General features: G+C 62.8%; 17 protein-coding genes. 7 read left to right on the top strand and 10 right to left on the bottom strand.

Annotation, left to right across the window (positions count from 1 at the left end; translation table 11 throughout):
- Positions 1-221 precede the first annotated feature (221 nt).
- The 3 genes from OH764_RS14825 (at position 222) to OH764_RS14815 (ending at position 2,533) form a co-directional block, all read left to right on the top strand.
- Positions 222-1,445 carry a ribonucleotide-diphosphate reductase subunit beta gene (locus OH764_RS14825; RefSeq protein WP_498847294.1) on the top strand — a complete coding sequence of 408 codons (1,224 nt, stop codon included), beginning with the start codon at positions 222-224 and terminating at the stop codon, positions 1,443-1,445.
- A gap of 86 nt (positions 1,446-1,531) precedes the next feature.
- Positions 1,532-1,858 carry a hypothetical protein gene (locus OH764_RS14820; RefSeq protein ID WP_020071258.1) on the top strand — a complete coding sequence of 109 codons (327 nt, stop codon included), beginning with the start codon at positions 1,532-1,534 and terminating at the stop codon, positions 1,856-1,858.
- A gap of 30 nt (positions 1,859-1,888) precedes the next feature.
- On the top strand, positions 1,889-2,533 hold the full coding sequence (locus tag OH764_RS14815) for a histone H1-like DNA-binding protein (RefSeq protein WP_498848836.1): 645 nt from the start codon (positions 1,889-1,891) through the stop codon (positions 2,531-2,533).
- Between the two features lie 304 nt (positions 2,534-2,837).
- On the opposite strand, the gene OH764_RS14810 is transcribed toward OH764_RS14815, so the two are convergent.
- The 10 genes from OH764_RS14810 to OH764_RS14765 all read right to left on the bottom strand — a co-directional run bounded on the left by OH764_RS14810 (position 2,838) and on the right by OH764_RS14765 (position 11,081).
- Positions 2,838-3,314 (bottom strand): outer membrane lipoprotein, encoded by a 477-nt coding sequence (locus OH764_RS14810; protein WP_498847293.1) that lies wholly within the window; start codon positions 3,312-3,314, stop codon positions 2,838-2,840.
- A 24-nt stretch (positions 3,315-3,338) separates the two neighbouring features.
- Positions 3,339-4,277 carry a carbohydrate kinase family protein gene (locus OH764_RS14805; protein ID WP_498847292.1) on the bottom strand — a complete coding sequence of 313 codons (939 nt, stop codon included), beginning with the start codon at positions 4,275-4,277 and terminating at the stop codon, positions 3,339-3,341.
- 94 nt (positions 4,278-4,371) lie between these two features.
- Entirely contained in the window at positions 4,372-4,872 is a 501-nt protein-coding gene (gene tpx / locus OH764_RS14800) for a thiol peroxidase (RefSeq protein ID WP_020071262.1), read from the bottom strand.
- Positions 4,873-4,944: 72 nt separating this feature from the next.
- The gene (locus OH764_RS14795) at positions 4,945-6,216 is read right to left on the bottom strand and encodes a zinc-ribbon and DUF3426 domain-containing protein (RefSeq protein ID WP_498847291.1); all 1,272 of its coding nucleotides are present in this window, start codon (positions 6,214-6,216) and stop codon (positions 4,945-4,947) included.
- Between the two features lie 48 nt (positions 6,217-6,264).
- Positions 6,265-7,167, bottom strand: coding sequence for a 50S ribosomal protein L11 methyltransferase (gene prmA / locus OH764_RS14790; RefSeq protein ID WP_498847290.1), 903 nt, complete (start codon positions 7,165-7,167; stop codon positions 6,265-6,267).
- Positions 7,168-7,170: 3 nt separating this feature from the next.
- Positions 7,171-8,538, bottom strand: coding sequence for an acetyl-CoA carboxylase biotin carboxylase subunit (accC, locus tag OH764_RS14785; protein ID WP_020071265.1), 1,368 nt, complete (start codon positions 8,536-8,538; stop codon positions 7,171-7,173).
- Positions 8,539-8,665: 127 nt separating this feature from the next.
- On the bottom strand, positions 8,666-9,139 hold the full coding sequence (gene accB / locus OH764_RS14780) for an acetyl-CoA carboxylase biotin carboxyl carrier protein (RefSeq protein ID WP_020071266.1): 474 nt from the start codon (positions 9,137-9,139) through the stop codon (positions 8,666-8,668).
- A gap of 73 nt (positions 9,140-9,212) precedes the next feature.
- Positions 9,213-9,668, bottom strand: a complete 456-nt coding sequence (gene aroQ, locus OH764_RS14775) for a type II 3-dehydroquinate dehydratase (protein ID WP_027779662.1) — start codon at positions 9,666-9,668, stop codon at positions 9,213-9,215.
- 194 nt (positions 9,669-9,862) lie between these two features.
- The gene (locus OH764_RS14770) at positions 9,863-10,420 is read right to left on the bottom strand and encodes a TlpA family protein disulfide reductase (RefSeq protein WP_498848835.1); all 558 of its coding nucleotides are present in this window, start codon (positions 10,418-10,420) and stop codon (positions 9,863-9,865) included.
- A 7-nt stretch (positions 10,421-10,427) separates the two neighbouring features.
- On the bottom strand, positions 10,428-11,081 hold the full coding sequence (locus OH764_RS14765; protein WP_498847289.1) for a UDP-N-acetylmuramate--alanine ligase: 654 nt from the start codon (positions 11,079-11,081) through the stop codon (positions 10,428-10,430).
- Between the two features lie 275 nt (positions 11,082-11,356).
- On the opposite strand from OH764_RS14765, the gene mpl reads away from it, so the two are divergent.
- From mpl to aroE, 4 genes are all read left to right on the top strand, one after another.
- On the top strand, positions 11,357-12,751 hold the full coding sequence (gene mpl, locus OH764_RS14760; protein ID WP_498847288.1) for a UDP-N-acetylmuramate:L-alanyl-gamma-D-glutamyl-meso-diaminopimelate ligase: 1,395 nt from the start codon (positions 11,357-11,359) through the stop codon (positions 12,749-12,751).
- The gene (locus OH764_RS14755) at positions 12,748-13,350 is read left to right on the top strand and encodes a YqiA/YcfP family alpha/beta fold hydrolase (protein WP_498847287.1); all 603 of its coding nucleotides are present in this window, start codon (positions 12,748-12,750) and stop codon (positions 13,348-13,350) included. The genes mpl and OH764_RS14755 overlap by 4 nt, the downstream gene beginning before the upstream one ends.
- Before the next feature lie 257 nt (positions 13,351-13,607).
- Positions 13,608-15,746 (top strand): ribonuclease catalytic domain-containing protein, encoded by a 2,139-nt coding sequence (locus OH764_RS14750; RefSeq protein WP_498847286.1) that lies wholly within the window; start codon positions 13,608-13,610, stop codon positions 15,744-15,746.
- Positions 15,743-16,606 carry a shikimate dehydrogenase gene (gene aroE, locus OH764_RS14745; protein WP_498847285.1) on the top strand — a complete coding sequence of 288 codons (864 nt, stop codon included), beginning with the start codon at positions 15,743-15,745 and terminating at the stop codon, positions 16,604-16,606. The genes OH764_RS14750 and aroE overlap by 4 nt, the downstream gene beginning before the upstream one ends.
- Positions 16,607-16,634: the final 28 nt, after the last annotated feature.

Here is a 16,634-nt window from a genome sequence, read left to right as displayed (position 1 = left end):
AGAGCAGCGAAACGACGCTTCAACGCGTTGCTCTTCGAACTCGCGAAGCACCTCGGCGACACACGTTCAACTCGCTTCATACGAGGCAATGCACACAGTCTGTTGAACAAAGTGTTGTATGAACGTAGCAACGCGAATCGAAAACAGGATTTTTCGCGAGTGGACTCTTTTATCGCTCGTGAAAAGATGGTACAAACCGTTCTAAATTGATGGTGACATTTATGCTCAACTGGGATGACGAGATCACTGCCGTAACTCCCTCGAGCGCTACGCAACCGAACGTGTTGCGCAACGCTGCGGGACCGGCTGTCGGTTCGCAAGTCGGAACGCGTTCCGCTCCTCATGCTCCCTCGGCTCAAGACATCTTCGCGAACGACATCGCTGTCGCTCCCGTTGCTCATGCTGCTGGAACTGCTGCAGTTTCAGAAGCGCGAGTGAATGTCGCCGACAAGCGCATCATCAACGGCCAGACTGACGTGAATCAGTTGGTGCCGTTCAAGTACAAGTGGGCTTGGGAAAAGTATCTGGCTGGTTGCGCCAACCACTGGATGCCGCAAGAAGTGAACATGTCGCGCGACATCGCCCTCTGGAAAGACCCGAACGGGCTGACCGAAGACGAGCGCCGCATCGTCAAGCGCAACCTGGGCTTCTTCGTCACGGCCGACTCCCTCGCCGCCAACAACATCGTGCTGGGCACCTACCGCCACATCACGGCTCCCGAATGCCGCCAGTTCCTGCTGCGCCAGGCGTTCGAAGAAGCGATCCACACACACGCCTATCAGTACATCGTCGAATCGCTGGGCCTCGACGAAGGCGAAATCTTCAACGCGTATCACGAGGTCCCCTCGATCCGCGCGAAAGACGAATTCCTCATTCCGTACATCAACGTGCTGACCGATCCGGGTTTCCAGACCGGCACGCTCGAGACTGACCAGACGCTGCTGCGCTCCCTGATCGTGTTCGCCTGCGTGATGGAAGGCTTGTTCTTCTACGTCGGCTTCACGCAAATTCTGGCGCTCGGCCGTCAGAACAAGATGACGGGCGCCGCGGAACAGTACCAGTACATCCTGCGCGACGAGTCGATGCACTGCAACTTCGGCATCGACCTGATCAACCAGATCAAACTTGAGAACCCGCAACTCTGGACGGCTGAGTTCCGCGCGGAAATCCGCGAGATCTTCCAGCAAGCGGTCGAACTTGAATATCGTTACGCAGAAGACACGATGCCGCGCGGGGTGCTCGGCCTCAATGCGTCGATGTTCAAGAGTTATCTGCGCTTCATCTGCAACCGCCGTTGCCAGCAGATCGGTCTCGATCCGCTGTACCCGAACGAGGAAAACCCGTTCCCGTGGATGAGCGAGATGATCGACCTGAAGAAGGAGCGCAACTTCTTCGAGACGCGTGTGATCGAATATCAGACTGGCGGCGCGCTGACCTGGGAGTGATCCGGGTTCGTGTCGTAGATGCATTCATCGATGGGGATGCCGTGAGCCTTGGCCGCGGCAATTATGTTTAGGAGCTGAACCGCCTGATGCAAAGCGTGCCCGGTGCGCCGCGTGCCTTCGCGGCCCACAAACATGACAGGCACTTTGCGAACCCTTCAGTGGGATGGGCAAACTTCCCCCCGGAAAAAGTCGCCGGCGTTATCGCCGGCGGCTCGATCAAGCAATTGCCGGTGTTGAAACCCAACACCGATGACATTTGGCGCGCGGTGCCTTCGGGCACGGCGCGCCTTACCGCATTCATTAGCGTAAGCGCGCGGCACCTGCGTACGCCGATGAATAGCCCGCTTCGTAGCGCGCGCCCTGAGAAGCGTCCGCGGGAAGCGGGTTTTGACGAAGGGTGTAGTTTGAACTGACTCTCATCTGAAAACCTGAAGGAGAAAATGATGGCAACTGCAAAGAAAGCCGCCGCTAAGAAGCCTGCAGCAAAGAAGGTCGCAGCAAAGAAGGCAGCTCCGGCGAAGAAGGCTGCACCGGCAAAGAAGGTAGCAGCGAAGAAGGCAGCGCCGGCTAAGAAGGTCGCGGCAAAGAAAGCTGCACCGGCTAAGAAGGTAGCAGCGAAGAAAGCTGCACCGGCTAAGAAGGTTGCAGCGAAGAAAGCCGCACCGGCAAAGAAGGTAGCAGCGAAGAAGGCAGCGCCGGCTAAGAAGGCCGCAGCAAAGAAGGCAGCACCGGCGAAGAAGGCAGCAGCGAAGAAGGCTGCACCGGCTAAGAAGGCCGCAGCCAAGAAGACCGCGCCTGCGAAGAAGGCTGCTGCGAAGAAAGCCGCGCCTGCTAAGAAGGCTGCCGCCAAGAAGGCTGCGCCCGCGAAAAAGGCTGCTGCTAAAAAGGCTGCGCCTGCCAAGAAGGCTGCTCCTGCGAAGAAGGCCGCTGCTCCTGCGAAGAAGGCTGCCCCTGCGAAGAAGGCTGTCGCCAAGAAGGCTGCGCCTGCACCCGCTGCGACTTCTGTTTCGAGCGCACCGGCGGCGACGGTGAAGACCGCGCTGAACCCGGCAGCGGCATGGCCGTTCCCGACGGGCAGCCGTCCGTAACTCGGGCAGTTAGCAGGTCAGTAAGCAGTAGGAGTGCATGGACGCATCGCACGATGCGTCCAATGATCGAGTGGCGCTCAACGTAGCTTCGCGAGCGCTACCCGGTCAGGGTCCCGTTGCCGGTTTCCGGCGACGGGATTTTTTTTCGTCGGTGCATAACGGGGAACGTCGGCACGCGGAATCAACCCCACGGATGCAGCCACACACGCACCGCGCGCAGGCGAAAAAAAACGCATGCACAGGGGAGGGCATGCGTGTGAGGTCGACGCGGCCGCGTTATGCCTGGCCGTTCGAGAGGGGAACCTTAATGCGTGACGCGCGTAACGCCGCCGCTGGAAAGAAGCCGAACGCGCTCGCCGGCACGGAAGATCTCGCCGGTTGAGCTTTGCGTGATCGCGCGGATGTCGCCGTTATCGAGCCGCACGGTAACTTCCAGACCGTCGTGCACGGCCACCCGGTTCTCGACCGTGTTGCCGGCCACCGCACCCGCCAGACCGCCAATGATCCCGGTGATGATCGAGCCCGTGCCGCCGCCGATAGTGCTGCCCGCCACTGCACCGAGAGCGCCGCCGCCGATTGCGCCAATGCCGCTCGGCTGGCCGTTGTTCGAGCTGATCTTGACTGCGCGCACACTGTCGACCGTGCCCATGCGGACCGTTTCTTCGCGCTGTGCCTGCGACGCCGTGTAAACGTCGGCAGAGCTGCTGTTGTATGCGCACCCCGACATGACCAGCGAACCGGCGATCAAGGTGGCCACCATCAGGCGACTCGTTATTCTCATTCCCTAACTCCAATAGCTTCGGTATTACGGCAGGTCGTACCCGAACGCCTGCTTGAACCGTTCGTTGATCTGCGCCCGGGTGGGCGCATAGTTTTGCGGACCCTGATGCTCGATCTTCAGCGCGCCCATCAGGCTCGCGAGACGGCCGGCGGTCGCCCAGCCGAGCTTGTTCTCGATGCCGTACAGCAAGCCGCCGCGAAACGCGTCGCCGCATCCTGTAGGGTCCAGCACCTGCTGTGCCTTAACGGCCGGAATCTCTTCGACGCCGTCCGCGTGATGAATCTGCGCACCGTGTTCGCCGAGCGTGACGATGAGCGCTTCGACCTTGCCGGCGATCTCTTCGATCGACCAACCTGTCTTGTTGCTCACAAGTTTGGCTTCGTAATCGTTGACAGCTACGTAAGTCGCAAGTTCAATCATGCGCCGCAGTGCAGCACCGTCGAAGAGGGGCAAACCTTGACCTGGATCGAAGATGAACGGCACGCCCGCCGCGGCGAGGTGCTCGGAATGCTGAATCATGCCGTCGTAACCGTCGGGCGCGACGATGCCGAGCGTGATGCCTTTCGCTTCGTCCGCGCGGTTCAGGTGCGACTGCATCATCGCGCCCGGATGGAACGCGGTGATCTGATTGTTTTCGAGGTCGGTGGTGATCATGGCCTGCGCCGAATAGGTGCCCGGCACGACCAGCACGTTTTCCGTCGATAGCCCGAGTTGCGCGAACCGGTCCATGTACAACTGGGCGTCGACCGCGCCGAGCGTGCCCATGATGCGCGCGTCGCCACCCAGCAGGTTCAGCGAATACGCGATGTTGCCCGCGCACCCGCCGAACTCGCGGCGCATCGTCGGCACGAGAAAGCTCACGTTCAGGATGTGGACCTGCTCCGGCAGGATGTGCTCCCGGAAGCGGCCTTCGAAGGTCATGATGTTGTCGTAGGCGAGCGAGCCGCAAATCAGCGTAGCCAAGGCGAGCGTCCTGTAAAAAATGAAGAAATAGGTGGTGAGGACGTGACAGCGCCGCGCGTGAAGCGCGGCGCCGGAGTCTTCGGGTGCTGAGGTTTTACTTCAGCGCGGCAAGTGCTGCGTCGTAGTTCGGTTCGTTCTTGATTTCGTCGACCAGTTCCGCATGAACCACCTTGTCGTTCTCGTCGATCACGACAACCGCGCGCGCCGTGAGACCCGTGAGCGGACCGCTCGTCACGTCGACGCCATACGCCTGCGCGAATTCATGGCCGCGGAAAGTCGAGGCCGTGACGACGTTTTCGATGCCTTCCGTCGTGCAAAAGCGCGAGGCGGCGAACGGCAGGTCGCCCGACACGACGATCACAGCGGTGTTACTCAGCTTCGCAGCGGCTTCGTTGAACTTGCGGGTCGACGTCGCGCAGGTCGGCGTGTCGAGGCTCGGGACAATGTTCAACACTTTGCGCTTGCCGGCGAAATCGGCGAGCGACAGCGGCTTGAGGTCCTTGCCGACCAGCGAGAAAGCGGGAGCGCTCTGACCCACCGACGGGAAGGTGCCGGCTACATCGATCGGGTTACCACCCAGCGTGACTTGACTCATGTTGTTGTGCTCCGAAAGTTCGTCTGTGATGACGGTGAACGCGCCCGCTCGACGCGAGCGCGCAGGGATGCGTTACGGATAGAAGATCTGTACGCGGAAATTGGAGGCGACCGCGTTGCCGGTATCGAGGTGCACGATCATGGTTTGCGTCATGTGCGGCGGCAGGCCGGCTGCGATAGGCGTACCCGGCGCAACGTAGTCTTGCGGGAACAGCACGCGGCGCAACGCCACGTTGTTCTGATCGTCGAGAAGCGTGAGTTCGATCGCCGGATAGGCCAGCGCGACATTGAAGCGGTTGCGCAGCGGCATTCGCAACTCGAGCTTGTGCGGCCCGTCGATTTGCCGCAAATCGGACGGCTCTACCTGCAAGCCGTCGATATCGTGCGGTGCGGTGAGCTGACAGCCGAGCGACGCGCACACCTTCGCGTACAGCGCATGGGTACCCGGCAGATAGACGAGTACCGTTTCACGCTGCCACCACGCGAGTTGCGCAAGCAACGCGACGACGAGCAAGACTGCCGCCACCGATCCGCCGATGATCCATGCGAGGCGCCGTGGTTCTGCGGCGCGCGTCTCCCGCGTGACCGGAAACGGATCCATGTCGTCGCTGATCGGCGGCTGCACCGAGAACGGTTCACCGCTCGGCGTCGCAGCCGCGCGAGTCGGCCCGCGCAGGTCGGGATCGGCGGAATAGGGGTGCGGATGCGTTGCGCCGAGGCCGGCCGCGCCTACGCCGGTCGTTCCGAAATGAGGTTCGTTATCCGAAAATCCATGGAACGCACCCGACTCGTTGAGCACCGGTTCGTCGATTGGAAAATCGGAAGGGCGTTCGGTCTTGTGCCACACGCGCGGCGCTTCCTCGGCGGGCGGCTCCGCTTCATAGGCGAAGGGTTCGAGCGGCGCGTCCGCGAGCAGCGGTTCGTGGTCGGCCGGCGCCGCGGTGCCGGGGGCGCCCGGCGGTGACGTGGGCTCCGTCGCGGCATGGCCAGGCGCGCCAGCGGTGCCTGCGCTGGTGTGGCCGGGCTGGGCCGCGACGTTCTGTGCGTTATGACGGAAGCGTTCCTCGAAGAGCGGCGTGGGGCGCGGCGCCCAGGGATCCCAGGCGGCGGGGCTGAAGTCGGCGCCGCTCGGACGCACGCCGGAGAGCGCTTCGATTGCCGCGGCTGCGGAGACCTGTCTGGCGGTGGAGAAGTCGCCGCCCTCGCTTATGTCGAAGAGGCTGCCGGATGCGTCGAATACTTCATGGCATTGCCCGCAACGCACGAGGCCGCGGCGCAGCGCCAACTGCGTCGGTTGCAGGCGGAAGACGGTTTCACAGAAGGGACAGCGCGTCGCCAGAAGCATATTGAGCCGGTTAGCCGAGGGGCCGTTGGTTGGACAATACGCCTTATTCTAATGGCTTTCGCGGCGTGTTCCCGTCAGACATACCCACCCTTCGTGTTCGCGCCATACGCCGATGTCGATCCATCGCGCGTACACCTGCGCGACTTCATCGGCCTGGCGCGCCAGAATACCTGACAGTGCGATGCGGCCGCCCGGCTTGACCTTCGACGAGAGCATCGAGGCCATCAGCTTGAGCGGATTGGACAGAATATTGGCGACGACGATGTCGAACTCGCCGGTGGGGCATTCGTTGGGCAGACCGTAGGTGACTTCGGCGCGGTTGCGCTCGCTGTTATGACGCGCCGACTCGACCGCTTGCGGATCGATGTCGATGCCGTACACCGGATCGGCGCCGCATTTTTTCGCGAGAATCGCGAGAATGCCGGAGCCGCAACCGTAGTCGAGCACGGATTGTCCAGGCTTCACCGATTGCTCCAGCCACTCCATGCACAGACGCGTGGTGGGATGGCTGCCGGTGCCGAACGCGAGGCCGGGATCGAGTTCGAGTACCAGCGCGTTGGGGTCCGGCGCGTCGTGCCACGAAGGCACGACCCAGATGCGCTCGCCAATCGGGATCGGATCGAACTGCGACTGCGTGAGACGCACCCAATCCTGTTCTTCAACGTCACGCACAGTGAACGACGGCGCCGCCGGAAGGCCGACCTCGTTCGCAGCGGCGGCGAGCAGCACCGCCGGTTCATGTTCCGCCGCGAGCAGCGCGATCACGCGCGAACGCTGCCACGCGGTGCGGTCGGGCGTGAGACCGGGCTCGCCGAAAAGCGGCTGCTCGTCGGGCGTATCGGCGTCCGCATCTTCGACCGATACGGACAGCGCGCCCAACTCGAGCAGCGCGTCGGAAAATTCCTCTGCATGCTCGCGAGCCAATTCAGCGACCAGTTCCCGGTAACTCATGACTTACGCTTCTTCCGGCGCGGCCTGCAGCTTCGCGGCCAACCGGTTTTCGAGGTAGTGAATGCTCGTGCCGCCTTCGACGAACTTCGCATCCAGCATCAGCTCGCGATGCAACGGGATGTTCGTCTGGATTCCTTCGACGACCATTTCCGACAGCGCGATGCGCATCCGCTTGATTGCCTGCTCGCGTGTGGCGCCGTAAGCGATCAGCTTGCCGATCATCGAATCATAGTTCGGCGGCACGAAATAGCCATTGTAGGCATGCGAATCGACGCGGATGCCCGGGCCGCCCGGCATGTGCCACGACGTGAGACGTCCCGGCGACGGAATAAACTTGAACGGATCTTCAGCGTTGATCCGGCATTCGATCGCATGGCCCTTGAACACGATGTCGCGCTGACGGAACGCGAGCTTTTCGCCGGCCGCAATGCGGATCTGTTCCTGGACGATGTCGACGCCCGTGATCAGTTCGGTCACCGGGTGCTCGACCTGCACGCGCGTGTTCATTTCAATGAAGTAGAACTCGCCGTTTTCGTAAAGGAATTCGAACGTACCGGCGCCAAGATAGCCCATCTTCTTGCACGCATCCGCGCAACGGTCGCCAATGCGGTCGATCAGACGGCGCGCAATGCCAGGTGCCGGCGCTTCTTCGATCACTTTCTGGTGGCGGCGCTGCATCGAGCAATCGCGCTCGCCGAGCCAGACTGCGTTCTTGAACGAATCGGACAGCACCTGAATTTCGATGTGCCGCGGGTTCTCCAGGAATTTTTCCATGTAGACCTGCGGGTTGCCGAACGCACGGCCGGCTTCTTCGCGCGTCATGTTGACCGCGTTGACGAGCGCCGCTTCGGTGTGAACGACGCGCATGCCGCGGCCACCGCCGCCGCCGGCGGCCTTGATGATGACCGGATAGCCGACTTGCCGCGCAATTTTCACGATCTCTTTCGGATCTTCCGGCAATGCGCCTTCAGAACCCGGCACGCACGGCACGCCGGTCTTGATCATGGTCTGCTTGGCAGTCACCTTGTCGCCCATCATCCGGATGGTTTCCGGACGCGGACCGATGAAGGTGAAGCCGGATTGCTCGACACGTTCGGCAAAGTCGGCGTTCTCCGACAGAAAGCCGTAACCGGGGTGAATCGCCTCGGCGTCCGTGACTTCCGCCGCGCTGATCAGCGCCGGCATATTGAGGTAGCTCAGATTCGAAGGCGCCGGGCCGATACAGACGGCTTCGTCGGCGAGCTTGACGTATTTGGCTTCCTTGTCGGCTTCGGAATAGACGACGACCGTCTTGACGCCCAGTTCGCGGCAGGCGCGCTGGATGCGAAGCGCGATCTCGCCACGATTGGCAATGAGAATTTTTTCAAACATAGCGGGTTTTCGACTCATCAATGGGCGCCGGGTTGCTCAGAACACCGGCTGCCTCAGAGGATCGGGCGCGCGCCGAGTGCAACGGCGCGCGGGGCGGCATGCGCACAGCGGGGCGCAATGCGCCGCGTTAGCCGACCACGAACAGCGGTTGGCCGTATTCGACCGCCTGACCGTTTTCGACGAGAATTTCCTTCACGACGCCGGACTTGTCCGACTCGATTTCGTTGAGCAGCTTCATTGCTTCGATGATGCAGATCGTCTGGCCTTCCTTGACCGTGTCACCGACCTGGACGAACGGGTCGGCACCCGGCGACGGGGCACGGTAGAACGTTCCAACCATCGGCGAGGTTACGACATGACCTTGCGGCGCGGCGGCTGCCGGCGTGGCCGGGGCACCTGCCGCCGTTACGGCGGGCGCTTCGCCGCCTGCCATCGGGGCCGGCTGTGAGTATTGCGGCGCGTACGAAGCGGACGGCTGCACATAAACCGGCGGCGCGTTCTTGACGATGCGAACCTTGCCCTCGCCCTCGGTCACTTCGAGTTCCGAGATGCCGGACTCCGACACGAGATCGATCAGAGTTTTCAGTTTGCGTAGATCCATCAGGAAGCCCCTTTTTTCTATGCGTGGAGTGCCGGCGCGTGTGCGGCCGGCGCAAATTAGACGTGTTTGTATTTCAGCCCCGCGACGAACCGGCGGCCAGCCGGTCGAGCGCGAATTCGAGTGCGTACAGATAACCCTTCCAGCCGAGGCCGCAGATCACGCCCTCAGCCTGGTCGGAAAAATACGAGTGATGCCGGAACGCTTCACGACGATGCACGTTCGACAGATGAATCTCGACGAACGGAATGCCGACGCCCGCGAGAGCGTCCCGGATGGCGACACTCGTGTGCGTGTACGCAGCCGGATTGATCAGGATGAAATCGGTTTTTTCTGTCCGGGCGGATTGGATGCGATCCACCAGAGCACCTTCATGGTTGCTCTGGAACGACGCGAGTTCTACGCCGGCGTCGGCGGCGCGGTCGGATAGTGCCTGATCGATCTGCGGCAAGGTCACGCGGCCATAAACCTCGGGTTCCCGGGTGCCGAGAAGGTTGAGGTTGGGGCCGTGCAGTACCAGCAGTCGCGTCATGGTCGCTTCTTTTTCCGTGGAATTGGGCGCACTTTAGCGCTGATTAGAGAAACTTGTCTAGTTTCCTGCACGGACGAAGCGTTCGGAAGCTGTTTGGAGCTGGGCGCCGGGCGCCTAATTTCTCGCAAATCCGGCGGATTTGCTCCGAATTTTGTGCCTTTCTCTGCAAAACCGCTGCCAAAAGATTGAGAAATTTACAGCGCGTCGAGGGTCTGTTTTAAGGCGACGGGATCGATCTGGCCTAATTTTGTCGACCGAATGTTGCCCTTTGCATCAATTACGACGGTGAACGGCAGGCCGCCCGCCGTATTGCCGAACGACCGCGCAAGGTCGGCACCGCCGAACCCCGTCACGTAAACCGGGTAGGCCACCTTCACTTTTTGTAGGAAGGCCTGCACGTTTTTCTCGGAATCGACGCCAAGTCCAACGAACTGGATGCCTTTCTTCGCGTAATCGCGCTGAAGTTGCGAGAGCGCGGGCATTTCCTCGACACACGGGCCGCACCACGAAGCCCAGAAATTGACGACGATCGGGCGTCCTTTCAGCACGGAAAGCGATCCGGGCTTGCCGTCCGCGGTAGTGACCGGGGCCGCCCAAAGCTGGGCAACAGCGCCTTCTCTCGACGCGGAACCGGCGGCGTGAGCGGTCGCAGTCAAACCGTCGTCGCCGTTCAGCCAGTAATTGGCGAGGACGCCGCTTCCTGCCGCGACTCCGGCGACGAGCGCCCCCATCAGAATCCGTCTGGTGTTCATCATGTGTCTAGTTGGGTGAAGGCGCTACGCCGCCTGCTGCGAGCAGCGACTGGACGGTCTGAAGATTCGCGCGCGCCGTGCGCCCGCGCGCGTCGGCTTTGACAGCGCCGCGCAGGTCGTCCGCCTCATAAAGCGCGACATGAACGCCTACGGGCTCCGAGTCGCGCCCTTCGCTTGCCGGCCGCCACAGAAAGCTCAGTGTCTCGACGTAGCCGCGGCCCGCAAAGTGGCGCGTTTCCGAGACGTCGTATTGAATGTTCGCGTTGAGGAAGTAGATGGCTACCTCTTTCGGGTTGTCGCAGAACACCTGAAGATGAATGTCCGAATGCTCGCCGGCCGTGCCGCCCAGCACTGCGCCCGTCAAATAAGGGTTGAAAGGCGCGAGCCGCTCCATCCATTCGACCGCGATGCCGCGCAGGCGCCGCAGCAGCGCCGGCTGGCTGTCGCCCTGAAAGAGCGATTGATATTCGCGGATTTCTTCCTCGATCTGATCGTTATCAGGCAGCCATTCGCCGGCAATCCGGCTTTCTCCAATGACTTGTCGAGCCGCTTTGCGCTTGGCCGTTGCATAGTCGAGACCGTCTTCGGCGATCAGGCGCGCAGCCGCAATGGCGATTTCCTCGCGCACGCGCTGCGGATCAAAATGTGATTTGCGAACCATCCGTCAATCATACTAGAGATTGATGACAGCCCTTTCCGGCGGCGCTGGCCGGCTGCCGGGCGTGGCCAAAGCGGGCGAGTCCGCTTAGGGGTTCGGGAGGCGTCGGTTACAATGACGTCCTTCGCGGACGGCTCTTTTGGCCGCTCCCGCTCTCCCATCCCTCTCAGGAAAACGCCGGGCCGCCCCACAAGTTTTCTTGCCCCTGCGGGGGCCTGGCACGAACCGCCAGGTAAGGGCCTTTCAGGAAAAAAACGCCCGCGCGGCACGACAGGCTTATGCATATCCACATCCTCGGTATCTGCGGCACGTTCATGGGCGGTCTCGCGGTCCTCGCGCGCGGCGCGGGCCACACGGTGACGGGCTGCGACGCCGGCGTCTATCCGCCAATGAGCACGCAGCTCGAAGCGCAAGGCATCCGTCTGATCGAGGGCTACGACGCGGACCAGTTGAACGGTCTGAACGCCGACCTGTTCGTGATCGGCAACGTGGTGTCGCGCGGTAACCCGCTAATGGAAGCGATTCTCGACCGTGGCCTGCCGTATGTGTCCGGCCCGCAGTGGCTCGGCGAACACGTGCTGAACGGCAAATGGGTGCTCGCCGTGGCCGGTACGCACGGCAAGACGACCACCAGTTCCATGCTCACATGGCTGCTCGAAGATGCCGGTCTCAATCCCGGTTTTCTGATTGGCGGTGTGCCGCTGAATTTCGGCGTTTCCGCCCGGCTCACCGATTCCAGCTTCTTCGTGATCGAAGCCGACGAGTACGACACGGCCTTCTTCGACAAGCGGTCCAAGTTCGTCCACTACCGACCGAAGACCGCAGTTCTGAACAACCTGGAATTCGATCACGCCGACATCTTCCCGGATCTGGCGGCTATCGAGACGCAGTTTCATCACCTGATCCGCACGGTGCCGCGCATCGGTCGTGTTGTGACGAACGGCCGGGAAGACCCGCTCGAACGCGTGCTGACGCGCGGCTGCTGGAGCGAAGTGGAGCGTTTCGGCGTGCAGGGCGGCTGGGAAACCCTACCCGCGGAGGACGGTGTGCCCGTCGACGAACGTTTTGCGGTGTATCACAACGCCGAGCGCGTCGGCGTGGTCGAGTGGCAGGTGCAGGGTGAGCACAACCGCATGAACGCACTCGCCGCGATTGCGGCCGCGCGCCATGTCGGCGTTCCGCCGGCGCAGGCCGCAAAGTCGCTGTCGAGTTTTCGCAACGTGAAGCGGCGCATGGAAGTGCGCGGCAGCGTAGACGGCGTGACGGTGTACGACGACTTCGCACATCACCCAACCGCGATCGACACCACGGTGGCTGGACTGCGGGCGCGTGTGGGCCGCGACAATACGCGGATTCTCGCCGTGCTGGAGCCGCGCTCGAACACGATGAAGCTCGGCGTGATGAAGGCGCAACTTCCGGCAAGTCTCGCAGACGCCGATCTCGTGTTCGGCTACGGCGCACCGAGCGGCCGCGACGCGCTGGGCTGGAATTTGGGCGAGGCACTGGCGCCGCTCGGCGGCAAGGCGCAAGCCTTCGAAAATCTCGACGCGCTGGTCAAAGCCGTGGTCCACGCAGCGCGCCCCGGCGATCAGATTCTGGTGATGAGCAACGGCGGCTTTGGCGGCGTGCATCAGAAACTGCTCGACGCCCTGTCCGCGAGAGGCGCTTCGTGATTCTTTATCTGCACGGTTTTCGTTCTTCGCCAAATTCGTTCAAGGCGCGAGTGCTCGCGGCGCGGCTCGTGGAGCTCGGCCGCAGCGACGAATGGTGCTGCCCGATGCTGCCCGTTTCACCGTTTGAGACGGTCGCGCTCGCCGAGGCGCTCGTGGCCGCCGCCGGTTCAAAGCGCGTGACGGTGATCGGCAGTTCGCTCGGCGGGTACTTCGCCACCTATCTGGCGGAAAAGCACGGCTGGCCGGCCGTGCTCCTGAATCCGGCGGTCGTGCCGCAGCGCGACCTGAGCGCCTATCTCGGCGAACAGCCGTTGTGGCACGGCGGCGGCAGTATCGTCGTCGAACCGCATCATCTTGACGAACTGCGCGCGCTCAGTGTGACGTCCATCACGCGCCCCGAACGTTATTATTTGCTGGCGGCGACCGGCGACGAAGTGCTCGACTACCGTGAAATGCTCGCGCACTATCGCGGCGCGCGCACTACGCTGATCGAAGGGAGCGACCACGCGATCAGCGAGTTCGCCGACTATGTCGACGACGTACTGGCGTTTTGCGACGCAGAAGACGTCGAGCCGCCGGCGCCACGCGAGGCTGCTTGACGGTCGGTAGGCGTGCGGAGCGGGGACTGATATTGAGCCCTGAGTGCGGTCGCGAGCGGGCTTGAAAGCTTGCAGAACTGCGCAGAACCGGCCCCGAACCAAAGCCGCCGACGCAATGGCACCGCCCCAGCAGCAGGAGCGCAGCCAACTATTAGATTCATGCCGCCAACGCGCGCCTCACGCGCGGCGGATCCATTATCACGAATACGTTGCCGTGCCGTGCACGCCGGCGGATGCAAGTCAGACGAGAGTATTGAGTGAACGTTTTCTTCGAGGAATCGGGAAGTTTCAAGGCAGGCAGTGTGCTGTCGCGCCAAGGCGATGCTTTTCAGGTCGAGTTGCCGGGCGGCCGGCGCGCGAAGGTGCGCGCGAAGGACGTGCTGATCGAATTCGAAAAGCCGGGTGCGGCCGAACTGATGCAGCAGGCCGACGCCGTTGCTCAGGAGATCGACCTGGATTTCCTGTGGGAATGCGCGCCCGACGACGAATTTCCGTTCGCCACGCTTGGCGCGGAGTATTTCGGCGAGCGCTTTGGCCCGATCGAACGCGCGGCGCTGGTGCTGCGCATGCACGGTGCGCCGGTATATTTCCGCCGCAAGGGCCGCGGCATGTATCAACGCGCGCCGCAGGAGCAGCTGAAAATGGCGCTCGCGGGCCTTGAGCGTAAGCGTCAGCAGGCGCTCGTGCAGCAAGGCTACGAAGAGGAACTGAAGGCCGGCCGCTTGCCGGAGGCGTTCACCGGCAAGACGGCGCTCGCGTTGCTCACCAAGCCCGACAAGAACACGATCGAGTACAAGGCGCTCGAAGCCGCTGCGGCTGCGCGCGGCATTTCGCAAGCGCGTCTCATGCTCGAGTGCGGCGCGATTCCGTCGGCACGAGCTTTGCACGAGGCTAAATTCCTGTCGGAGTTTTTCCCACACGGCACCGGCTTTCCGCTTGTCACGCCCGGCAGCGTGCCCGAAGATCTGCCCGAAGCGAACGTGCAGGCGTTCTCCATCGACGACATTACGACCACTGAGATCGACGACGCGTTTTCCGTCGAGCATCTCGCGGACGGCCGCGTGCGGATCGGCGTGCACATCGCGGCGCCGGCGCTTGGCATTCAACGCGGCGACGAGGTGGACGCCATCGCGCGCACACGTTTGTCGACCGTGTACATGCCGGGCGACAAGATCACGATGCTGCCCGATAGCGTGGTGGACGCGTTCACGCTCGCCGAAGGCGGCTTGCGTCCGGCGCTTTCACTGTATGTGATCGTCAATCGCGAGACGCAGGAGATCGTGGCGAGCGAAACGCGTGCGGAGCGCGTGTTCGTGAAGAACAATCTGCGGCACAACACGCTCGATGAACTGGTCACCGAAGAGGCGCTCGCCGCGGGCACGGGCGACTATTCGCACAAGGAAGATATCGCCGTTTTGTGGCCGTTCGCGCAGGCGCTGTTCGAGAAGCGTCAGGCTGCGCGCGCGGGTTATGGTCTGCGCCGCGAGGTGCAGCGCAATACCGACTTCAACTTTTACGTCGAGGGCGAGCACATCACGATCACGCCGCGGCGGCGCGGTTCGCCGCTCGACACGATCGTCGCCGAACTGGCGATCCTGGCAAATTCGTCATGGGGCGCGTTTCTGCACGACCACGGCGTGCCGGGCATCTATCGCACACAGCGCGCGTTCGGCGCACCCACCGGCCCCAAGCGCACCCGCATGCAGACGAACGCCGCGCCGCACGAAGGGCTCGGCGTCACGCAATATGCGTGGAGCACGTCGCCGCTGCGCCGTTACGTCGACCTGGTGAACCAGTGGCAGTTGCTCGCCTGCGTCCAACACGGCGTAACCGCGAAGCTGGCCGCGCCGTTCAAGCCCAAAGATGCCGACCTGTTCGCCGTCGTTCAAGGTTTCGACGACACGTACAGCGCGTACGCCGATCATCAGCGTCGCATGGAATATTTCTGGTGTCTGCGCTGGCTGAAGCAGGAAAACCGCAAGCAGGTGGTGGCGTCCGTTGTGAAGGGCGACCTCGTGCGGCTCGAAGAGATTCCGCTGCTGCTGCATGTGCCGGGGCTTGGCGTGCATGCGCGCGGCACGCGTCTTCAGATGGAGGTGATGTCGATCGACGAGTTGACCGTCGAGGCGTCCGTGCGTCTTCTGCATGTGCTCGACGCTCCGACTGTCACGAGCGGCGCCGAAGCTGATGAGGCCGACGACGCGGACGAAGCGGAAGAGGGCGAAGAGGAAATCGTCGAGGCGTCCGATGAAAGCGCCGAAAGCGAAGCCGAGGCGCAAGCGGAAGCCGATATCGACGGTGCGGAAAGCGGCGCAACCTCGGCGGACAGCGCCGATAACGACAATGGTTCGAGCGATGCCGCCGCCGAGCAGCGCATCACGGAACCGGGTCGATGAGCGGGGCCGAAATGAAAGACCGTTATGCGGTGATCGGAAATCCGGTCGGCCACAGCAAGTCGCCGTTCATTCACAGCCGGTTTGCCGCGCAAACGGGCGAGCCGGTCGAGTACAGCGCGTTGCTCGCGCCGGTGGACGCTTTCGTGCCGCACGTGCGCGCCTTCATCGAAGCAGGCGGCCGCGGGCTGAACGTGACCGTGCCGTTCAAGCTCGACGCGCACGCATTCGCCAGCAGCCTGTCGCCCCGCGCGGCCGCTGCTGGCGCGGTGAATACCTTGCGCATCGATCCGAACGGCGTGTATGGCGACAATACCGACGGCTTCGGTCTCGTTCGCGACATCGAGGTGAATCTCGGCGTGTCGTTGAAAGGGGCGCGCATTCTGTTGCTCGGCGCAGGTGGCGCCGCGCGCGGCGTGGTGCTGCCCATGCTGGATCGCGCGCCGCACACGCTGACCATCGTTAACCGGACGGCCGCGAAGGCCGAGGCACTGGTCGATCAGTTCGCACAAGCCGCGAGTGGCATTGCGTGCCGTCTGAGCGGCGGCAACGCGCGAGCGATAGAGCCGGGCGCATACGACGTGATCGTGAATGCCACTGCGGGCAGTCTGGAGGCATCGTTGCCGGAATGCGACGACGGCGCGTTCGGCAGCAGCACGCTTGCGTACGACATGATGTACGGCGCGCATCCGACGGTGTTCATGGAGCACGCGCAGAAGCTCGGAGCGCGGGGCGCCGACGGCCTCGGCATGCTGGTCGAGCAGGCCGCAGAATCGTTTTACGTGTGGCGCGGCGTGCGACCCGACAGCGTTCCTGTGCTGGCCGAATTGCGCGCGTTGCTGACGGCGTCGTCGCACGCTTGAGACAGCTTTCGTCAGACGCCCCACGAAC

The sequence above is a fragment of the Burkholderia sp. M6-3 genome (assembly GCF_050858985.1).
Lineage (GTDB): Bacteria > Pseudomonadota > Gammaproteobacteria > Burkholderiales > Burkholderiaceae > Paraburkholderia > Paraburkholderia caledonica.
The sequence above is the reverse complement of the archived record's forward strand: the minus strand, read 5'-3'. Positions and strand labels throughout refer to the sequence as shown.